Origin of the sequence: Spirillospora albida (assembly GCF_000718255.1) — a bacterium.
Classification (GTDB): domain Bacteria; phylum Actinomycetota; class Actinomycetes; order Streptosporangiales; family Streptosporangiaceae; genus Spirillospora; species Spirillospora albida.
Genome location: NZ_JOFJ01000005.1, coordinates 109,259 through 128,910 on the forward strand (window position 1 = coordinate 109,259; position 19,652 = coordinate 128,910).

Genomic DNA, 19,652 nt, shown 5'->3' on the forward strand with positions numbered 1-19,652 from the left:
GACGTCCATTTCTAAGGGTCTCGAGACTCGTCGACCGTGATCGCCCCCTGTTCCAGCAGGTCCAGGAGCCGGTCGACGTCTTCGCCGTCGATGTCCGTCGTGCCGAGAGACGGCGGGCCGGCCTCGCCGACGCGCGGTTCGTCGACGTGCAGCCTTTCCTTGAGGCAGGCCGCCTGCTCGGCGATGGTCGTGTACCGGAACAGATCCGTGATGTCCATGGCGTCGGGGAAACGCTCACCGTAGAGCTTCAACATCTGCGAGGTGAGCAGCGAATTCCCGCCGAGGGCGGCGAAGGTGTCATGGGCGTCGAGTTCGTCCATCGCGAGCGTTTCGGCCCAGATCTCCGCGACGGCCCGCTCGATGTCACCGGGCTCGTCCATGCCGAAGAGCGTGACGTCCCGCCCGCCCGCGCCCCTCGGCGTCGGCCGGGCGTCCGAAGTCGCGGCCGCTCGCCCTTTCCTCTTCATCCGGCCCGGCATGATGACGGGCGGATGTCCCTCCCACGCCACCAGCGCGTCGAGCAGGGTCATGGCCTCGCCGGTGTCCAGCGGCGGGAAGATCTCCTCCTCGTCCACCGCGTCCAGGCGCCGCGCCATCCCGATCTCACGCCATGCGGGCCATTGGACGCTCAGCGCGGGCAGCCCCGCGCGGCTCCGGTGCTGCGCCAGGCTGTCCAGCACCAGGTTCGCGGCGGTGTAGTCGGCCTGCCCCTGGTGCAGGAGAAGGCCGGAAACACTGGAGAACGCGATGAAGTACTCGAGGTCGTCCGACAGCGTGGCCTCGTGGAGGTGGACGCCTCCCAGCGCCTTGGGCCGGTACACCCGCATGAACTCGTCGTAGTCCTTGGTGTGCAGGAACCCGGCCCCGGGACGCGCCGCGAGGTGGAGGACTCCGGCGATCCGGCCATGCCGCTCACGGAGGTCGCGGAGGACGCGCTCGACCGCCCGCCGATCCCCCAGGTCCGGCCTGAGGACCTCGAACACGTCGAGCCGATCCCGCAGGTCGGACCAGGACTCCCTCGTCGTGCCGCCGTCCGGGGAGCCCAGCAGGACGAGCCTGCGCGCCCCCCGCCGCGCCAGGTGCCGCGCCACGGCCGTGCCGAGTTCGCCCGTGCCGCCCGAAACGACGACCACGCCGTCGTTCGCGGGGCCCGCCGGTGCGCCGCCGCCGAGCGGAACGGCGCACTTCTTCATGTACGGCTCGTGCGGCCGCCCGCGGCGGTAGTGCAGGAGCGGCGGTCTTTCGGGGTTCTGCGCCTCCGCGACCAGGAGGGCCGGATCAGTGTGCCCGTCGGAGTCGACGCAGCGGATCCGCAGGCCCTTGTACTCCAGGGCCGCCACCCTCATGAGGCCGAGCACGCCGGCCTGGCCGGGCTCGATCGCGGGCTCGTCCCCGGTGACGGCGAAGGCGTTGCGGGTCAGGACCAGCAGGCCGCCGGACGTCGGCCGCCTGTCCGAGATGAGCTTGAGGAGGGCGAACGCCCGCCGGACCGGTTCCTCGGCCGGCTCCTCGCCCGAATCCCCCGTGGGCGGGCACAGCATGACGCCGAAGGCGAACGTGCGGTCCTCTCCGAGCCGTTCGGCGGCCGCATCGTCCATCCCGTCCGGCACGTGGACGCAGTCGTAGCCGGCCGCCTCGATCGTCCGTTCCAGCGCACCGAGCGCTTCCCCGGAGCCGCCGCAGAGCAGGACGGCGCCGGTCCCCCGGCGCGGTGGCGACGGCGGGGAGACCTCCCGGTACGCCTGGACGTGGCCGAACTCCCCGACTCCCGCCATGTCGAGGTCGACCGCCGACTTGATGCAGTAGTTCTCCACCGTCAGGACGACCCGGCCCGTCGCATCGGCCACGGTCACGTCGAAGCTGTACAGCTCCCCGTCGATGGACTCGGCCCGCTTCTCGAAGTGCGCGAAGACATGGGCGGGCAGGGGGCCGTGGATGGTCAGGACGCCATAGGACAGCGGAAGGTAGAGCCGTTCCGTGTCGTAGAGGTTGTTGGGCGCGTTGATCAGCGCGTCGAGCAACGCGGGGTGGAGGACGTAGTCGCGGATCTCGGGCGTGTACCGCGCCGGCAGCCGGAACTCGTACAAGAGCTCCCCCGATTCCCGGTCGGCGTGACCGTTCAGCAGGCTCCCGGTCCAGCGCTCGCCGATCTCCAACCCCTTGGACCTGTCGAGATCCTCCGGCTCCCGGATCCGGCGTTCCGTCCGGCCGCGGACACCGTCGAGGTCGAGCGGCTCGGCGGCCTGCGGGACGGCTCCGCGCACGAGCTCGGCCCTGGCGTTGCGCACCCACTCGCCGTCCCCGGACCGGCCGACGACGGTGATCTCGTCGATGTCGCCCCGCGGTTCGAAGATGACGTGGACGTCCTTGTCCTCGCCGTCGGCGACCGCGAGCGGAGTCGCGAACACGATGTCCCGGAGCGTCATGCCCGGCCCGGCGACGCCGAGGCTCCGGGCCGCCGACACGATCATCTCGACCAGCGCCGTGCCGGGAAGGACGCCGACCCCGTGGATGCGGTGCTCGGCCAGCTCCCAGCGGTCCCGGGAGCTGATCCGGGCCGCGCAGATGTCCCGGTCCAGCGTGCGCAGGAAGTCGGCTCCGTCGAGGAGGCCCCCGCGACGGGCCTCGCCGTCGGGCTCGATCCAGCATCGGATCGGCTCGAAGGGGTAGGTGGGCAGCGAGATCCTGCGCGCCCCGTCCGGCGCCGCGCGCCGCCAGTCGATCTCGGCGCCCCGCGCGTAGAGGGACGCGACCCGGCGCAGCGTGTCCCGGTCCACCGGCGCGGGGCCGGAGACGAGCGCCGCTGCCTCCCGGCTCAGCTCGTCGCGTTCGGCGTGCGTGAGGTCTCGCGGGTCGCGCTTCTCGCCGCTTTCCAGGACGAGCCGGAACTCCCCGCCGCACACGTCCTCGCTCGCCGCCCGGCCGTCGGCGAACCGCTCGAGATGCGCGAGGAGCTCCTCGCGGCCCTCGAAGACGAACGCGGCGCGGACCCCGTGGTGCAGGCGGCCCGCCGAGGCGGTGAAGACGAGATCGGCGAGGTCCGCCTCGGCGCCGGCGAGGAAGTCGAGGTAGCGCTGCGCCAGCCTCGCCAGGGCACCGGCGTCCCGGGCGCTCAGCGGCAACAGGAGGCATCCCGGCGGCTCCGGACCGGCCTCCCGTCGGGGGGCGGCGTCCGCGCTGCGCACGATCAGATGGCAGTTCGTCCCGCTCAGCCCGAAGCTGCTGATCCCCGCGTAGAGCGTCTCGTCGCGACGGTCCGACCAGGGCACCGTGCGGTCGTTCACGAAGACGGGGCTCTGCGGGAAGACGATGTTGCGGTTGGGCTCTTCGAAGTTCAGGCTGGCCGGCAGGGTCCGGTGCTTCAGCGACAGCACCAGCTTGGCGAGGCCCGCCAGACCCGCCGCGTTGTCCATGTGGCCGATGTTCGTCTTGGCCGAGCCGATGCCGCAGAACTGCCGGAGCGACGTCCGCCGGGCGAACGCCCGCTCGATGCCGCCGATCTCGATCGGGTCGCCGAGCCTGGTCGCCGTCCCGTGCGCCTCGATGAAGCCGATCCGTTCGGCCCCGACCCGGGCGTCGGCGAGCGCGGCGTCGATGAGGTCCGCCTGCGCCTCGACGTTGGGAGTGGTGATGCCGTTCGACGCGCCGTCCTGGTTGACGGCCCCGCCCATGATCACCGCGTGCACGTTGTCGCCGTCCCTCAGCGCCCGGTCGAGCGACTTGAGCACGAAGACGAAGCACCCCTCGGCGGCGAAGGTGCCGTCGCCCCTGCGGTCGAACGTCCGGGTCCTGTGGTCGGCGGATGATGTGTCCTGGATGTCCTTGATGCCGATGCCGGCGTCCGGGTCACCGTCCGCGTCGAGCGGGAGCAGGTCGCAGTTCACGGCCCCGGCGAGCGCCATCGCGCACTCGCCGTTCCGGATCGCGCTGAACGCCGTGTACGCGGCCACGAGGCCCGACGAGCAGGCCGTGTCGATCAGCATCGACGGGCCGCGCAGATCCAGGAGGTAGGCGATCCTGGCGGCGATCATCGACCTGACGTTGCCGGCCACGGAGACCTCCGGGGCGTCGGGCGCGATCGCCTGGATCATCGCCCGGTAGTCCTCGCCGAAGTCGGCCGACATGCCCACGTAGACGCCGACCTTCTCGCCGCGGATCTCCTCGGTCAGGCGGCCGCTGTCCTCCAGCGCGGCCCAGGCGGTCTCGAGGAAGATCCGCTGGTTCGGGTCGACGAGCCGGGCCTCCTGCGGGGAGAGGCCGAAGAACCTGTGGTCGAAGTCGGCGAGGGTCCGCAGGCGGGTTCCGCCGATGTACCGCTCCGGCGAGCGCGGTACGGGCGCGTTCTTCGCCGCGAGGTAGGCGTCGACGTCCGCCCTGCGCTCCTCCGACAGGGCGCGGTAGGTCTCCTCGCCGCGCAGCAGCATCGTCCAGAACTCGCCGAGGCTCTCCGCCTCGCCCGCGCGCCCGCTCATCCCGATGATCGCGACCGGCGCCGCGCTCGTCCGCGGGCCGGCCCGCGTGATCCGCACTTCGGCGTCGTCCGGGCGTCCGGTCAGGTCGAGACCGCTCAGATCGAGCAGGGAGCTCATGTCGCGGAGGCCCCCATGGCCGGCCGGAGACCGGAGTCGCCGGTGCGCCGCAGGATCGACCGGACGCGGTCCTGCTGCTCCGCCTCGGGGACCTGCTTCGTCTTCATGATCGTGAAGAGGAGGTCCAGCGCGGTCCGCTTCTGCTCGTCCGTCAACTCGTCCTTGTCGATCCGGTCCAGTTCCTGGAGCCGGCGATAGGGGACGATGACGCCCTCGGTGTAGGCGTCGTCGTCGAAGTTGCGGTTCCTGGTCGCGGCGACCGCGCCCATGCACAGCCCCACGAGGCCGGGTTCGCTCCTCCTGCGTTCGATCAGCCGGTCGATCGCCTGGTAGGCCCGCTCGGGATCCTCGTCCAGGCCGAGGACGTCCTCCTCGCCGACGACCCCCGCGATCATCTTCTTCAGCACCTGCTTCGGCCCGACCTCGATCCACAGGCGCACGTCCCGGTCCGCCAGCGCCGAGACGACGCCGCTCCAGCGCACCGGGCTGGTCAGCTGCACCGCGAGGGCGTCCTTGATCTCCGACGCGTTCCCGTACGCCCGGCCCGTGACACCGCTGTAGACGGGGACGTCCGGCTCGGTGAACCCGACCTTCTCGATCGCCTCCACGAAGGCGGGGACGGCGGTGGCCATGAACGTGCTGTGGAAGGCGCCCGCCACGTTCAGCTTGGCGACCCGGCAGTCGCGTTCCTCGAGGTAGGAGGTCATGCTCTTCAGGTCGTCGAGCGTGCCCGACAGAACGGTCTGCGTATCGGTGTTGTAGTTGGAGACCTGCACGTCGTGGCCCTCGGCGTTGAAGTCCTCGACGCATTTCTCCAGATCGGCCACCGGCATCCCCATCGCGGCGATCATGCCGGTGGAGCCGTCGGCCGCGCAGACCTCCATGGCCTCGCCGCGCACCTTGACCAGGCGGACCGCGTCCTCGAAGGACACCGCCCCCGCCGCGAGGAGCGCGGTGATCTCCCCCAGGCTGTGCCCGGTCATGGCCGAGACCGGCGCCTTCCGCCCCCGGCTCGCGACCTCGCGCATCGCGGCCTCGTACATCGCGTAGCTCACGACCAGCAGCGACACCTGGGCGTAGCGGGTCCTCGTCAGCTCCTTCGGCTCGGCCTCGAAGCAGAGGTCCTCCAGCGAGTACCCGAGGATGTCGGACGCCTGCCGGAAACGCTCCCGGACGCTCTCATGCGCGGCGAACCACTTCTTCCCCATCCCGACGAACTGGGATCCCTGACCCGGAAACACGATCACGAGCTCATTCATCATCCGACCCTTTCCGGAATGCCCAGCATTCCCAGGAGCTTGACATTTCCGCTCAGCAGTTCCGCCAGCGCCGCGGAATCGACGTCCCGTGCGTGGTCGATTCCGATCGTGATCCCGTCCGCCGCCACCTCGATCCCGAACACGAGGTCGAAATGCCGGAGGAGGCGCGCCCCGTCCGTCCCCCGTCCGGTGCGGCACGCGACGGACACGGTGCCGCCGGCGCGGCGCCCGGCCGCGAACCGCGCGACGTCCGGCCGGCCGCCGGACCCGCCCGCCTGGCGGCGGTAGTCGTCCAGGATCTCGGTCAGGTCGGTCTTGCCGGCGAAGTCGAACCGGACGGGCGTGACGCCGTCGTCGCCGCCGACGACGCACAGGGTGATCTCGTCCTGTCCGAGGACCCTGCCGAGCGTGAGGGCGAACGCGGCGTTGAGCAGATCCCCGATCTCGTGCGCCGCGCTCTCCCGCAGCGCCTCCAGCGTCGCCCGGGTGCGTTCCGGCAGTGTCGTCTCGACCCGGCCGTCGGCCGTCCCGTCCCGCACGAACCACGATTCGGGCAACCGGACACCGCGGTCCGCCGGGGGATCACCGGCTTCCCGGCCCGCCGACCGCGCCTTCAGATACCGGCCGAGCTTGCCGATCGTCGGGTTCGCGAACAGGTCGCTCACGTCCAGCGCGTCCGGGAAGGACCGGTTAAGTTCCTCCAGGAGCAGGATCAGGCTGAAGGAATTGCCGCCGATATCGAAGAAACTGTCGTCGTAGCCGATCGGGATATCGCCGAGGATCTTCTTCCAGGCCGCGATCAGCCGCTGGTCGACCGCGGCCGCCGCGCCTTCCCCAAGGTCGTCTCCCACCGGCTGCGGGAACGCCTTCTCCAGCGCCTTGCGATCGACCTTCCCGCTCGTCGTCAGCGGGAGGTCCGCCACCTCGGTCAGGGTCGCCGGGACCATGTAGTCGGGCAGGCACTCGGCGAGCCGGGCCCGCAGGGTGTCCGGGGTGAGCTCCGCCCCGTCCTTCACCTGGTAGAAGCCGCGGAGGAGCTGATTGCCTCCGGGCAGCTCCTGGACGACCACGGCGGCGCCCGCCGCCAGGTCGTGTCCGGCGATCGCGAGTTCGATCTCCTCGAGTTCGATCCGGTGGCCGCGGACCTTCACCTGGTTGTCGATGCGTCCGAGGCAGTGGACTTCGCCGTCCTTCCACAGGGCCCGGTCGCCGCTCAGGTAGATCCTGCCCTTCCCGAACGGGTCGTCCCGGAACAGCTCCCGGGTCAGCTCGGGCCTGTTGAGATAGCCGGGCGAGACCCCGTGACCACCGATCCACAGGTTCCCGGACGTGCCTTCGGGAACGAGTTCGAGATTGTCGTCCAGCACGTAGAAGGTGGTGTTGGCGATGGGTCTGCCGATGCTGACGGCCGCGTCCCCGGCCAGCTCCTTGACGCTGGACCAGATGCAGGTCTCCGTCGGGCCGTAGACATTGAAGATCTCCAGCGACGGGAACGACCCCAGCTCGGGGAGGAGGTTCTCCGGGAACGCCTCCCCGCCCACGATGAGCTTCTTCAGCGGCTTCAGCGCCCTGGCAGCCGCCTGCGGATCCGTGCAGAGCAGGCGCAGCCGGGTCGGTGTCATCTGCATGTACTCGACGCCGCCGCGGGTGACGAAGTCGGCGATGTCCGCCGGCGTCCGGGCGTCCTTCTCCTCGGCCACGACGACCGTCCCGCCCCGCACCAGGGTCAGCAGGGTCTCCAGGAGGTGGATGTCGAAGGACGGAGTGGTGAGGCACGCCACCGCCTTGTTCGGGCCCCACCGGAGCGCCTCCGGCATGCCGTGCAGGAAGTTCGCGAGCGACCCGTTCGTCACCATGACCCCCTTGGGGTCACCGGTCGACCCGGAGGTGAAGATGACGTAGGCGAGGTCGTCCGGGCGCGCCGCGACCGCGGCGGGCGGCGCTCCCCCGCCCAGGTCCTCCTCCCGGATCGAGAGCGCCCGATCGCCGAGCTCCAGGCTCGCGGCCGCCTCCGCGGAGGAGACGACCTTCCTCGGGGCCGCGGTCTCGATCATGTAGCGCAGCCGCTTCACCGGGTTCTTCACGTCCATGGGCAGCCAGGCGCAGCCGACGCGGTTGACGGCGAGCATCAGCGTGATGAGCTCGGGCGACGGCGGCAGCAGGAGCCCGATCACGTCTCCCTTGACCGCACCCTGTTCCTGGAGGATGGCGGCGTACCGGTCCACCCGCTCGGCCAGCGCCGCGTACGTGAGGTCGGCGCCCCGGAATCGGATCGCCGGCCTCGTCGCGTTCTGCCGGAACGCTTCCTCGATCAGCTCCGCGATGGACGGCACGTCCGGGACGACCGGCCCCGTGCCCAGTGTCATCAGCCGTTCCCGGGACTCGTCGTCGAGGAGCGAGAGGTCCCCGACGGTCCGACCGGGCTCCTTCACCACCCGCTCGATGAGGCCCTGGAACAGGTCCATCAACCCGGCGGCGCGTTCCTCGCCGTAGACGTTCGAGAAGCTCAGGTCGCCGAACAGGCCGCCGTCCCGTTCGGTGAGGTCGAGCGAGAGCGCGACCGTGGACCGCGGAGGAGCGAAATTCTCCGTCGCGGCCTCGAGGTCACCGAAGCGCAGCACCCGGCCCCGGGCGTTCTGGAACGTGAACATGACGTCGAACAGTGCGTTGCGGCCGAAGTCGCGTTCCAGGTCCAGTTCCTCGACCAGCACGTCGTACGAGTAGAGCGAGTGCTCCATCGCCTCGAGGCAGGTGTCCCGGACCCGCCGTAGCAGATCCGGCACCGGGAGGTCCGCCGCCGGCCGGATGCGCAGCGGAAGCGACTGGGCGAACATCCCCACGGTGTGCTCGAACGAGCCCAGCATCCGCTGGTCCATGGGGATGCCGATGCACAGGTCGTCGTCGCCCGTGACCTTCGCCAGCAACACCGCCCACAAGGACAGATAGAAGACGGACGGCGTGGTCTTGTGTTCCTCGATGAGCGCTCTGGCCGCCCGGTGGACGTCCTCGTCGATCTGGAAGTAGTGATGGCTCCCGCTGAAGTCGTTCACCAGCGGGTACGGCGAGTCGGTGGGGAGGCTCAGTGGCGTCGGCAGGGTCGCGAACTCGCGCATCCACCACCGCCGGTGCTCCTCGTACACGGGCCGGTGAACGACCTCGGACTGCACGCGCACGAACGACGCGTAGTCGTCGGATCCGGCCTCGTCCAGGGCGCCCTTCTCGAGGTGGCGGGCGAGGTCCCTGTAGATGATCTCCAGGGACGTGAAGTCGGCCGCGATGTGATGCAGCGAGATCACCAGGCGATGGGTCCCGTCCCGGTCGATGACGATCCCGTATCTCCACAGCGGAGCCGCGGCCAGGTCGAAGGGCCTGTTCATCACCGCCATGACGTCGTCGTCGCTCAGGTCGGGATTCCGCGTCCGGTCGAACACATGGCGTTCTGGAGCGACCTCCGCAACCACGCGGGCCCTCACGTCGGTCGAATCGATCTCGTAGCGGGTGCGCAGCCTGTCGTGCTTGCGGGCGATCGCCCGGAACGCGCCGTCGATCTTCTCGAGGTCGAGCGCGCCGTCGAAGCGGAGGCCGCAGATGATCTGGTACGCCTCGTTCCCGCCGCGCATGCGCGACAGCACGTAGATGCGCTTCTCCTGCGACGAGAGCGGAGTCGTCTCCCGCGCGGGTTCGGCGGACGTCGCGCGCCGGAAGTCGAATCCGCCCTCGCGCAGCGCCTCGACGCTCTTCCTGATCGCCTCGAGGATGCGGTCCTGATGCTCACGGGTGTGCGCCAGCGAGAAGAAGCAGCCCCTTCTCTCCCACACGTAGACGCCGTGGTACGCCATGAGCTTGAAGAACAGGTTCAGGGCGAGCGACCTGTCGGCCAGGTCGCGGGGGACGAGGGACTCGTACTGGTAGATCGACGCGAAGTGCGCCACCTTCAGCGGGACGTCCTCCGCCTCGAAGTAGTCGTTCGCGCGACGCGCGAACTCCGCGGTGAACCGGTTGATCTCCGCGAGCCGCTCCGCCCCCGAGTCGCGCAGGTGGGTCAGGACGGCCTTGCAGGCCGCCATCGCCAGCGGGTGCTTGCAGAACGTGCCGCCGAAGAACGTCGTCGGGGTGGCCGGCTTGGAATCGTCGAGATCGGAGAAGGCGCCGCCGTCCACGGCGTCCAGGTACTTCGCCTTACCGGCGACGATCCCGATCGGCATGCCGCCGCCGACGAGCTTGCCGTACGCGGCGATGTCGGCCTCGACCCCGAAGTGCTCCTGGGCCCCGCCCACGGCGACCCGGAACCCGACGATCATCTCGTCGAAGATCAGCGCGATCCCGTGCTCGGTGCAGATCCTCCGGAGTTCGTGCAGGAACTCCCTGGGCTGCAACGACGGGTTCCTCGACTGCACGGGTTCGACGAGAACGGCGGCCAGCTCGTCGCCGTGGCGCCGGATCCGGTCCAGGGCGTCGGCGCTGTCGTAGGTGAGCACCATCGTGTTGTCGACCATCGCCTGCGGAATGCCGACGGTCATGGGGATGCTGCCGGCGCCGTCGGCCTCGGCCAGCACGCCGTCGTAACCGCCGTGGTAGGAGCCGGTGAACCTCGCCACCTTGTCGCGGCCGCTGGAGGCCCGCGCCAGCCGCAACGACACCATCACCGCCTCGGATCCGGTGTTGCAGAAGGTCACCCGCTCGGCGCCGGTCAGCCGGTGCACGAGTTCCGCGACCTCGCCGGCGATCTTGTTCTGCGGGCCCAGCTCGTATCCCAGGTCGAGCTGGGCCTTCACGGCGTCGACGACGAAGTCGGGCTGGTGGCCGAAGAAGTGGACGCCGTACCCCATGGCGGTGTCGACGTACTCGTTGCCGTCCAGATCCCAGAAGGTCGCTCCGCGCGACCGTGACGAGACGATCGGATAGACCGTCTCCTTGATGCCCGGGTTGAAGTTCAGGGACGCGATCCAGTCCGCCAGCTTCTCGCGGTGCGCGTCGGCGTACTCCTTGGACTTGCGGGTCTTCGCCGTGTACTTCGCGACGAAGTCGCGCATGAACCGGGCCTGGCGGTCGGTCGTCCGGGCATCGGTCAGCACGATGTTGTTGGTGTACGCGCCGACCCGCCGCGTGGTCGGGGGTGCGGGGCTGCGCGCCGGTCGCGCCGCCGGGGCGGGTGCCGGGGCGGGTGCGCCCCCCAGCAGGCTGAGCTGCTGCTGCATCACCGCGAGCTGTGTCGCGACGATGCCCTCGACGCCCGAGGAAGGAGGTGCCGACGCGGGCGCCGCCGATGACGGGGACGGCACGACGGGAAGTGCCGGCGGCGCGGCCTCGCCAGGTGTCGCGGAGCCGGCCGCGGGCACCGGATCGGCCTGGCGGTTCTCGAGGATGAAGTCCGTCACCAGCCCGAGCGTGTGCAGCGACTCGAAAAAGACCTTGATGGGAATGAGGACGTTGAATTCCTTCTCCGCCCGCTGTCCCAGCTGGGCGAGCATGAGGGAGTCAAGCCCCAGGGAGAAGAGCTGGAGCGAATCGTCCATCGACTCGGCGGAAACGCCGGTGATCTGGCTGAGGGCCTGCCGGAGAAACCCGCCGATCGCCTCACGTTCGCCCGGCCGCACAGGTTCGGTCGTCATCTCCGCCTCGTCAAAGGTGCGATCTCCGTACCAGATCCGTTGCCTGTCGAACGGCGTGTGCGGCACCTCGCGGACCAGCTTTCCGCCGCTCCCCGGCAGGCGGCTCCATTCCAGGCTGCCGCCGAGTTTCCACAGTTCACCGATGCTCTCCAGCATTTGCCGGACGTCGGAACGTCCCTTCCGAAGACTCGGCAGGACGACGACCTCGTCGCCGAACTCCTGCGCGATCAGGCCGCCCACGGTCGCCATCGAGCCGATCTCGACGAACACGCGGCAATCCCGTTCGAGCGCCGCCGCGACGGCCGTCCTGAACAGGACCGGCTCGACGAGGTGCCGGCTCCAGTACGCCGCGTCGATCGTCGATTCCCCTGTCAGTACCTCGCCGGTCATCGCGGAGATCCACGGGATCTCCGGGGCGTCGAACCACTGATCGCGGATGCGCTCGTACAGCCGCTCTGCGCCTTCGGCCATCTGCGCGGAGTGGAACGCGTGCGACACGTCGAGCCGCTCCATGAAGATCCGCTGCCCGCGGGCGTCCTTCGCCAGCCGGTCGAGCGCCTCGGCCGGCCCGGAGACGGTGATGTTCTCGGCGGCGTTCACGGCGGCCACGGAGACGTCCGGAAACGGGCGCAGCAGCCGCTCCACCCGGTCCCGGGAGCACAGCAGCGTGGCCATCGAGCCGGTCCGCGGCGTGTCCTCCATGACCCGGGCGCGGTGCGTGACCAGGGCCACCGCCCGTTCGACCCCGACGGCACCGGCGAAGCAGGCCGCCGCGTACTCACCGATGCTGTGCCCGATCACCGCGGCGGGCGTGATCCCGAGCGCCCGCCAGTAGCGGGCGAGCGCCAGTTCGACCGCGAAGATCATCGGCTGCGCGCGCAGCGGGGAGCGGAACGCCGACTCGTCGTCACCGAACATGATCTCCATCGGGGAGATGTCGCCCGCGCGCCGGAACTCGCGGTCGATCTCGTCCAGCTCGTGCCGGAAGGCGTCGGCGTGGTCGTACAGTTCGCGCGCCATGCCGGGGTACTGGGTGCCCTGTCCGGAGAAGACGAACGCGATGCCCGCGCGAGCCGGCGCGGCGTCGCGGCCGGGGCCGCCGGGGGACGCCAGGGCGCGCTCGACGGCCGCCGGAATCGCGGCCGGGGAGTCGCAGACGAGCGCCTCCCGGAACCGCAGGGCCGCCCGCCGCTCCGTCAGGGTGTGGGAGACGTCGGCGAGATCCGCGCGCGCGTCCGCGCTCCACTCGGCCAGGCTCCGCAGGGCCGTGCGCAGCGCGGGTGCCGAGTTCGCGGAGACGGTGAGCAGGCGCGGCAGGCCGGGCGCCGGACGGGCGTCCGGCGCCGCCCGGTCGTACTCCTCCACGATGACGTGGGCGTTGCTTCCGTTGATCCCGAGGGAGCTGACGCCGGCGCGGCGCCGTCCTGCGGCCGGCTCCCACGGGATCTCCTCGGCCACCACCTCGATCGGGACGTTCTCCCAGTCGACCAGGCGGTTGCCCTTCCGGAAATGCGGGGTGCCCGGGATACGGCGGTGCGCCAGCGAGACCAGGACCTTGCACAGTGCCGCCATGCCGGCGGCGGCCTCCAGGTGCCCGAGATTCGACTTGACGCTGCCCACGCGGAGCCTGGTCGCACGCCCCGCGAACACCCGCGCCAGCGCGTTGATCTCCTGAGGGTCCCCGATGGGCGTGCCGGATCCGTGGGCCTCGAGGTAGGAGAGGTCGTCGATCCCGAGACCCGCCTCGGCCATGGCGTCCTCGATCACCCTGCTCTGCGCGTCACCGCTCGGCACCGTGAACCCGCCGCTGCGGCCGTTGTGGTTGACCGCGGAGCCGGTGATCACGGCCAGGACGTCGTCGCCGTCGCGTTCGGCGTCCGCGAGCCTCTTGAGGACGACGACCCCCGCGCCCTCGCTGCGGATGTAGCCGTCGGCTGCGTCGTCGAAGCTCCGGCAGCGTCCGGAGGGGGACAGCGCCCCGAGCCTGCTGAACGACACGTGCGCCTCGGGGCTGAGGATCAGGTTCACGCCCGCCGCCACGGCGAGGTCACAGCCCCCCTGCTTCAGCTCCCGGCAGCCCTGGTGCACGGCGTACAGCGACGACGAGCACGCGGTGTCGATCGCCGCGCTGGGGCCGCGGAACCCGTAGACGTAGGAGATCCGCCCGGCCGCCGCGTTGGCCATGTTGCCGGTATAGGTATAGGCGTCGGGGGAATGGCCCAGGTCCTTTCCGACCTGGAGGTAGTCGTCCAATGAAATGCCTGCGAAGACTCCCACCTTCGCCTTGTCACCGATGGTGTTCGGAGCGATCCCGGCGTCTTCGAACGCCTCCCAGGTGAGCTCCAGGAGGAGGCGCTGCTGGGGGTCGATCAGCCGCGCCTCGGCCGGCGAGATGTTGAAGAAGAGCGGGTCGAACCGGTCCACGTCCCGGAGGTAGCCGCCCTCGGTGGTCGTCACCTCGCCGGTGTCGAGGGGGCTGTGCCGCCACCGGTCCGCGGGGATCTCCTCGATGACGTCCGCGCGGCGGCTCAGCGCGCTCCAGAACCGCTCCCTGTTCCCGATGCCGCCGGGCAGCCTGAACGCCATCCCGATCACCGCGATCGGCTCCGACGCGTGCGCCCGCGTCCGGGCCGGGGAGGGGGCCGGACGTTCGCGTTCCCCGCGTTCCGCCCTGCGCGATACCTCGGCGACCATCGCGTTGACCGTCGGGTGATCGATGATGAACGTCTGCTCGAGCTCGACACCCAGCCGGCGTTGGATCTCCTCCTGCAGCCCGATCAGCTGAACCGAACTGCAGCCCAGGTCGAACAGGCTCGTGTCGTGATCGTCCCGACCGATCCTGACGTGGTCGTCGACGACCGCCACGATCTTCTCGACCACGGCCGCCCGGTCGATCCGCTCGGCCGTCCCCGCGGCCGCGCGCTCCGGGGCGCGTCGTTCCCGCTGCGCCAGGTGGTCCTGGACGAGCCGGTGGCGCTGCACCTTGCCGCTCGTCGTCTTCGGCACGCTCCGGACCGGGACGACCTCGGCGACCTTCAGACCCAGCCTCGTCATCACCGCCCGCTTGACGGCGGCCTCGATGGACCGGAACCGCTCCTTGCGGCCCTTGAAGTAGGCGAAGACGACGAGGTCGTCGGCCGCGGTGTCGGCGTTCGGCACGGCGCACGCGATGTACCTGTTGAGATTCCGCCGTCCCAGTTCGTCGAGGACGGCGTCCTCGATGTCGGCCGGATAGTGGTTGACGCCGCCGACGATGACGACCTCTTTGCTCCGGCCGACGATCACGAGCTGGCCGTCGTGCAGGAACCCGAGGTCCTGGGTGTCCAGCCAGCCGTCCTCGCGGATGATCTCCCGGGTCGTCTCCTCGTTCCGGTAGTAGCCGCCGGTGACGCATCCGCCCCGGACGTGGATGCGGCCGACCCGCCCCTCGCCGAGCGCGTTCCCCGCGTCGTCGACGATCCTGACCTCGGAGTGGCCGTGGGGGGTGCCGCAGAGCACGAACTCCACCGCCGTGGGATCGTCCGCGGAGACCGGGCGGACCGTGGAGCCGACGTCCAGGTGACCGCGGTCCACGACGATCGACCGCACCGGCGCGTCGTCCTGGAACTGCGAGATGATGAGCGTGTTCTCCGCGAGCCCGTAGGTGGGCTTGACCGCGTCCTCGCGCAGCCCGCGGTCGCGAAGGACGTCCGAGAACTCGCGGCACGACCGGGCGCTGATCATCTCGGCGCCGTTGAGGATGATCCGGACCCGGCTCAGGTCCCAGGCGGCGCCGGCGGCGCTCCCCCGTTCGTAGCGGGTCAGCAGGTGCTGAACGCCCGCGTTCGTCGTCCCCAGAATCGTGGCGCCGTACCGGCTCGCCGCCGACATCCAGTCGGTGGGGTTCCAGACGAAGTGCTTGGTCGTCATCCAATACTGCGCGCACCCGGCCACCAACGGGGCGAGATGAAACCCGATCATCCCGAAGTCGTGGGAGATCGGCTTCCAGGTGAGGAACACGTCGTCCTCGTCGATGGCCGACACGCCCACGAAGCCGTCGATGTTGCACAACAGGTTGCGGTGGGTGAGCGTCACGCCCTTGGGCCTGCCGGTGGACCCGGACGAGAACTGGATGAACGCGATGTCGTCCGGTCCGACGTCGGCCAGGGCGGGTTCGTCCTCGACCAGCCGGACCGTGCAGTCCTCGGTGAGCAGCCCGCGGCCGAGGACGTCCTCCGGGGACGCGGAGCCGTCCGGGCATTCGCCGAGCCTTCCGACCGCGCCCGGATCGTCGAACGCGAGCCAGGGACTCCCGAGCACGGACCAGACGCCGACGACCTTCCGGACCTCGGCGTCGTTCTTCAGGCCGGGCATGGGAACCGGAATGATGCCGCCCAGGAGCGCCGCCCAGTAGGCGATCATGACGTTCCTGTTGGAGTCGAAGGCGATGACGAGCTCGTCGCCCCGCCGTGCCCCCTGCGCCTGCAGGAAGGCCAGGTAGGACCGCGCGTGCCGAGCCAGCTCTGGATACGGCACCCGTTCGAGAGAGTTGTCATCGCCGATGAAAGCGATTCCCCGCTCCGGATCGCGGTGCCCGAGAAGCGCGTCGGTAAGGGTCGAAATGCCGGTCATCACGCACTCACCCGGTTCTCCTGGCGAACGCCTTGTAGCCGTAGTCGGCGATCATCAGCTGCTGCAGCTGCGAGGTGCCTTCGATGATTTCGAGAATCTTCGCCTCACGGAAGAGTCGCTCCACCGGAAATCGCGACCAGCAGCCGTTTCCGCCGAGCACCTGAACGGCGTCGGAGGCGACCCGCTGGGCGACCGTCGACGAAAAGTACTTCGCAATATTCGTCTGCATCACCGCGTCAGCGGCGCGATCCCCGCGCAACCGCCCCGCATGACGGCACAACTCCCTGGCGGCCCCTATGTTCGTGACCGCGTCCGCGACCATCCGCTGCACCAGTTGATGGGTGCCGATCTTGACTCCGAACTGTTCGCGCCGGAGGGCGTAATCGCACATCTCCTCCAGTGCCGCCTGGCCGATCGCGACGCCCGCCCAGGCGATGCTGTACCGGCCGTGGAAGAGCGCCGTGTTCGCGACGAAACTGAAGCCCACGCCGATGCCCGCGACGAGGTTCTCCGCGGGCACCTCCACGTTCGTGAAGGTCACGGATGCGATGTGGGTCGCCCGGTTCCCCAGCAGACCGGTCATCGGGTGGATCTCCATGCCGGGCGTCTCCCGTTCGACGACGAACGCGCTCAGTGCGTCACCGTCGGCCGCGATCACCAGGAAGAGGTCGGCGATCCCGGCGAAGGAGATCCACTTCTTCCGCCCGTTGAGGACGAACACGTCGCCCTTCCGGACGTAGCTCGTCGTGACCGACGCGCCGTCGGAGCCGGCCTCGGCCTCGGACAGGGCGAAGCAGCCGATCCTGGTTCCGGAGGCGAGGTCGGGCAGGTACTTTCTCTTCAGCCGGTCGGACGCCCGGTCCGAGAGGGTCTCGGCGACGAGCGAGGTGTGCACGGTCAGCAGCGCCCGGGTCGACGAGCACACCTTTCCGATCACCTCGGTCAGTTCGCCGTACGCGAGCGGATCCAGTCCCATGCCGCCCCAGGCGGTCGGAACTGTCGCTCCCAGGACGCCCGCCTCGGCCAGGCGCTCGATGACGTCCCGCGGCAACCGTTCGTTCCGGTCGAAGTCCGCGGCCCGGGGTGCCAGCCCCTCGGCGAACGACCTGGCCCAGGCGAGGACATCCGCACGACGCCGCTCAGTCACCTGCCGCCGCTTTCAGCTCGCCAACCATTTCGGCCATCCGTTCGACAGAACTGAAATTCCGGAGTGTGATGTAGCCGTCCGGCACTTCGACATCGAATGTCGACTCGATGTAGAGCAGCAGCTGCATGGCGAACATGGACGCGACGAACCCCTTTTCGAAGATGTTGTCGTCGTCCCGCAGGCCGGCCCCGTCCAGCCCGGTCACATTCCCGCGAACATAGGACCGGATACTGGCCGCGGCCGCCGCCGCGGCGGCGTCCTTCCTGTTTTCGACCGCTTCGCTATGCATCGACTTCCACCTTGATGTAGTCCGGGTAGTCCTGGCGGACGGACAGATCGTTCTCGTAGAGGTAGTCGTCGCCGTCGTGCGAGACCACGTGAAAGTTCGCCAGCTGATAGGTCAGCAGCATCTGGCGGTTGCGGTCGGTGCGGCGGAATCGCGCGAAAAGGCGCCTGCCCTCGTCCGAGGCCCGTTTGATGAGGAAGGACAGGAGCACGGTCCCCACCCCTTTGGAGACCGTGCGGCACGACATGAGCAGGAGCTTGATCGTCCACGCGTCGGACCGCTTCTCCACCAGCGCCATCCCGATCTTTCCGTAGGAGCCGTAGCGGTCGGTGAGCTCGCACACCCACAGGTCGTGCCCCGGATCGCGCATCAGCTTCTCGAGCTGCTCGTACGAGTAGTGGACGCCGGTGGAGTTCAGCTGGCTGGTCCGCTCCGTCAGCTCCTTCAGCCGCAGCAGGTCGTCCCCCGCGGCATGGGAGATCGCGAAGCGCATGTCGAGCGCGGCGAGGAACTCCTCCCGCGGCCCCTCGTAGGCCCGTTCCGAGGTCCTGCGGACCTCGTCCTCCAGGTACATGGACCGGCGCCGCCTCGCATCGTCGGTCACCACCTTCGGCGACAGCCGGGGCAGCGTCCGGAGCGCGAGGCAGCTCGCCGCGTCGACGGTCTGCACCTCGGGGTGCGCGAACGCGACCTCGTCGCGCTCGAACGCCTGATCGTCGATGAACATGATCGTGTCCATCCCGATGTTCAGCTTCTTCTGGATCACGGCGATCGAACTGGATTTGCTGTTCCAGTTGATCTGCGGATACAGGAAGTACTCGGCGAGCCCGAACTCCTCGAGCCTGCGCAGCGCGTCGTCGTGGTCGTTCTTGCTGGCGATCGACTGGAGAATGCCGCGAGAGTCCAATGTCTTGATGAGTTCGGGGACGCCCGTCTTCGGCGCGACGTCGTCGCCGGCGGCCAGCGTGCCGTGCCACAAAGTGTCGTCGAGGTCCCACACGACGCATTTCGCCATCTTCGTGGATCGTTCCTCGTCCTGAGCGGGCAGACGTGGCATCACGCTGAACCCCCGCTCGGCAGGGCCTCCGGCGATCCGATGGCGGCGCGATTCGCGTACGAGTAGAAGCCTTGACCGCTCTTTCGTCCCAGCCTGCCTGCGGCGACCATCCTCTTGAGCAGCGGGCAACACCGGAACTTGGGGTCCTGCATATCGTCGTACAGGACGGCCAGGGAGTTCACGACGGTGTCCAGGCCGATGAGGTCCGCCGTTTCCAACGGTCCCATTTTGTGTCCATACCCGAGCCTGAAGAGAGCATCGATCTGCCCCGGCTCCGCGACGCCTTCGTGGACGAGAAAGGCCGCCTCGTTCATGAACAGATGGGATAGCCTGTTCGACACGAATCCCGGCGTGTCCTGCACGACGATGGGCTGCTTTCCCAGCGAGGTCGTGAAGACCTCGGCCTCCCGTACCGTGTCGTCGGAGGTGTGGTGGCCCCGAATCACCTCGACCGCCTCGATCAACGGCACCGGGTTCATGAAATGCATGCCGACGACCCGGTCGGGACGCGGCATGAGGCCGGCGATCTTCGTGATGGACACGCAGCTCGTGTTCACCGCGATCCGCGCGTCGTCGCCGCACACCTCACGAAGGCCCAGGTAGACCTGCTCCTTGGCGGCGTAGTCCTCGACGATGTTCTCCACGATCCAATCCGCGTCGGCGAATTCTTCGTAGTTCTTGCTGGGGCGAACCCTGCCGAGGACTTCATCGGCGCTCCACCCGGCCACTGCGGGAGACGTCAGTCGATATTGCCGTAGCAACCGCCGCATATCGCGCGGCACGGACGCCAGGACATCGGGATCCCGGTCGCACAGGATCACGTCGTAACCGTGTCCGGCGCAGGTAATGGCGACGTCCTTGCCCATCAGGCCGGCCCCGATAACGCCTACCGTGGTCATGTCCGGTCTCCCTCCCCACCGCATGCCGGATGCCGTGACCACGTTGTCGCATGCATGGCCACTTCGAACGCATTTGCTATGCAGCAACTTACGGGACCCGCCTCGGCGTCGTGAACTGTCCGGCGGGACAGTCCGGCCCGATGACGTACAGTTCCAATTCCAGCCATTACTTGACATCTGGAATCTGCACCT

Annotated in this window: 7 protein-coding genes; all 7 read right to left on the bottom strand. The window is 69.3% G+C overall.

Going from position 1 to position 19,652, the window contains the following annotated elements:
- Nucleotides 1-11: 11 nt before the first annotated feature.
- From IE99_RS0108570 to IE99_RS0108600, 7 genes are read right to left on the bottom strand one after another with little or no spacing between them, the layout of a single operon-like run.
- A complete protein-coding gene (locus tag IE99_RS0108570; protein WP_030166312.1) occupies nt 12-4,589 on the bottom strand; it encodes an SDR family NAD(P)-dependent oxidoreductase in 4,578 nt (1,525 codons plus the stop codon).
- The gene (gene fabD / locus IE99_RS0108575) at nt 4,586-5,848 is read right to left on the bottom strand and encodes an ACP S-malonyltransferase (protein ID WP_030166315.1); all 1,263 of its coding nucleotides are present in this window, start codon (nt 5,846-5,848) and stop codon (nt 4,586-4,588) included. The genes IE99_RS0108570 and fabD overlap by 4 nt, the downstream gene beginning before the upstream one ends.
- The gene (locus IE99_RS0108580) at nt 5,848-16,071 is read right to left on the bottom strand and encodes a hybrid non-ribosomal peptide synthetase/type I polyketide synthase (RefSeq protein ID WP_051712284.1); all 10,224 of its coding nucleotides are present in this window, start codon (nt 16,069-16,071) and stop codon (nt 5,848-5,850) included. The genes fabD and IE99_RS0108580 overlap by 1 nt, the downstream gene beginning before the upstream one ends.
- A 7-nt stretch (nt 16,072-16,078) precedes the next feature.
- Complete coding sequence (locus IE99_RS0108585) at nt 16,079-17,218, bottom strand: acyl-CoA dehydrogenase family protein (protein ID WP_030166321.1); 1,140 nt, start codon at nt 17,216-17,218, stop codon at nt 16,079-16,081.
- A complete protein-coding gene (locus tag IE99_RS0108590; protein ID WP_051712285.1) occupies nt 17,211-17,507 on the bottom strand; it encodes an acyl carrier protein in 297 nt (98 codons plus the stop codon). The genes IE99_RS0108585 and IE99_RS0108590 overlap by 8 nt, the downstream gene beginning before the upstream one ends.
- The gene (locus IE99_RS0108595; protein WP_051712286.1) at nt 17,500-18,561 is read right to left on the bottom strand and encodes an HAD-IIIC family phosphatase; all 1,062 of its coding nucleotides are present in this window, start codon (nt 18,559-18,561) and stop codon (nt 17,500-17,502) included. Before IE99_RS0108595 ends, IE99_RS0108590 begins: the two co-directional genes overlap by 8 nt.
- Nucleotides 18,561-19,460: a 3-hydroxyacyl-CoA dehydrogenase family protein gene (locus IE99_RS0108600; protein WP_051712287.1), complete on the bottom strand. Its 900-nt coding sequence runs from the start codon at nt 19,458-19,460 to the stop codon at nt 18,561-18,563. The genes IE99_RS0108595 and IE99_RS0108600 overlap by 1 nt, the downstream gene beginning before the upstream one ends.
- Between the last annotated feature and the right edge of the window lie 192 nt (nt 19,461-19,652).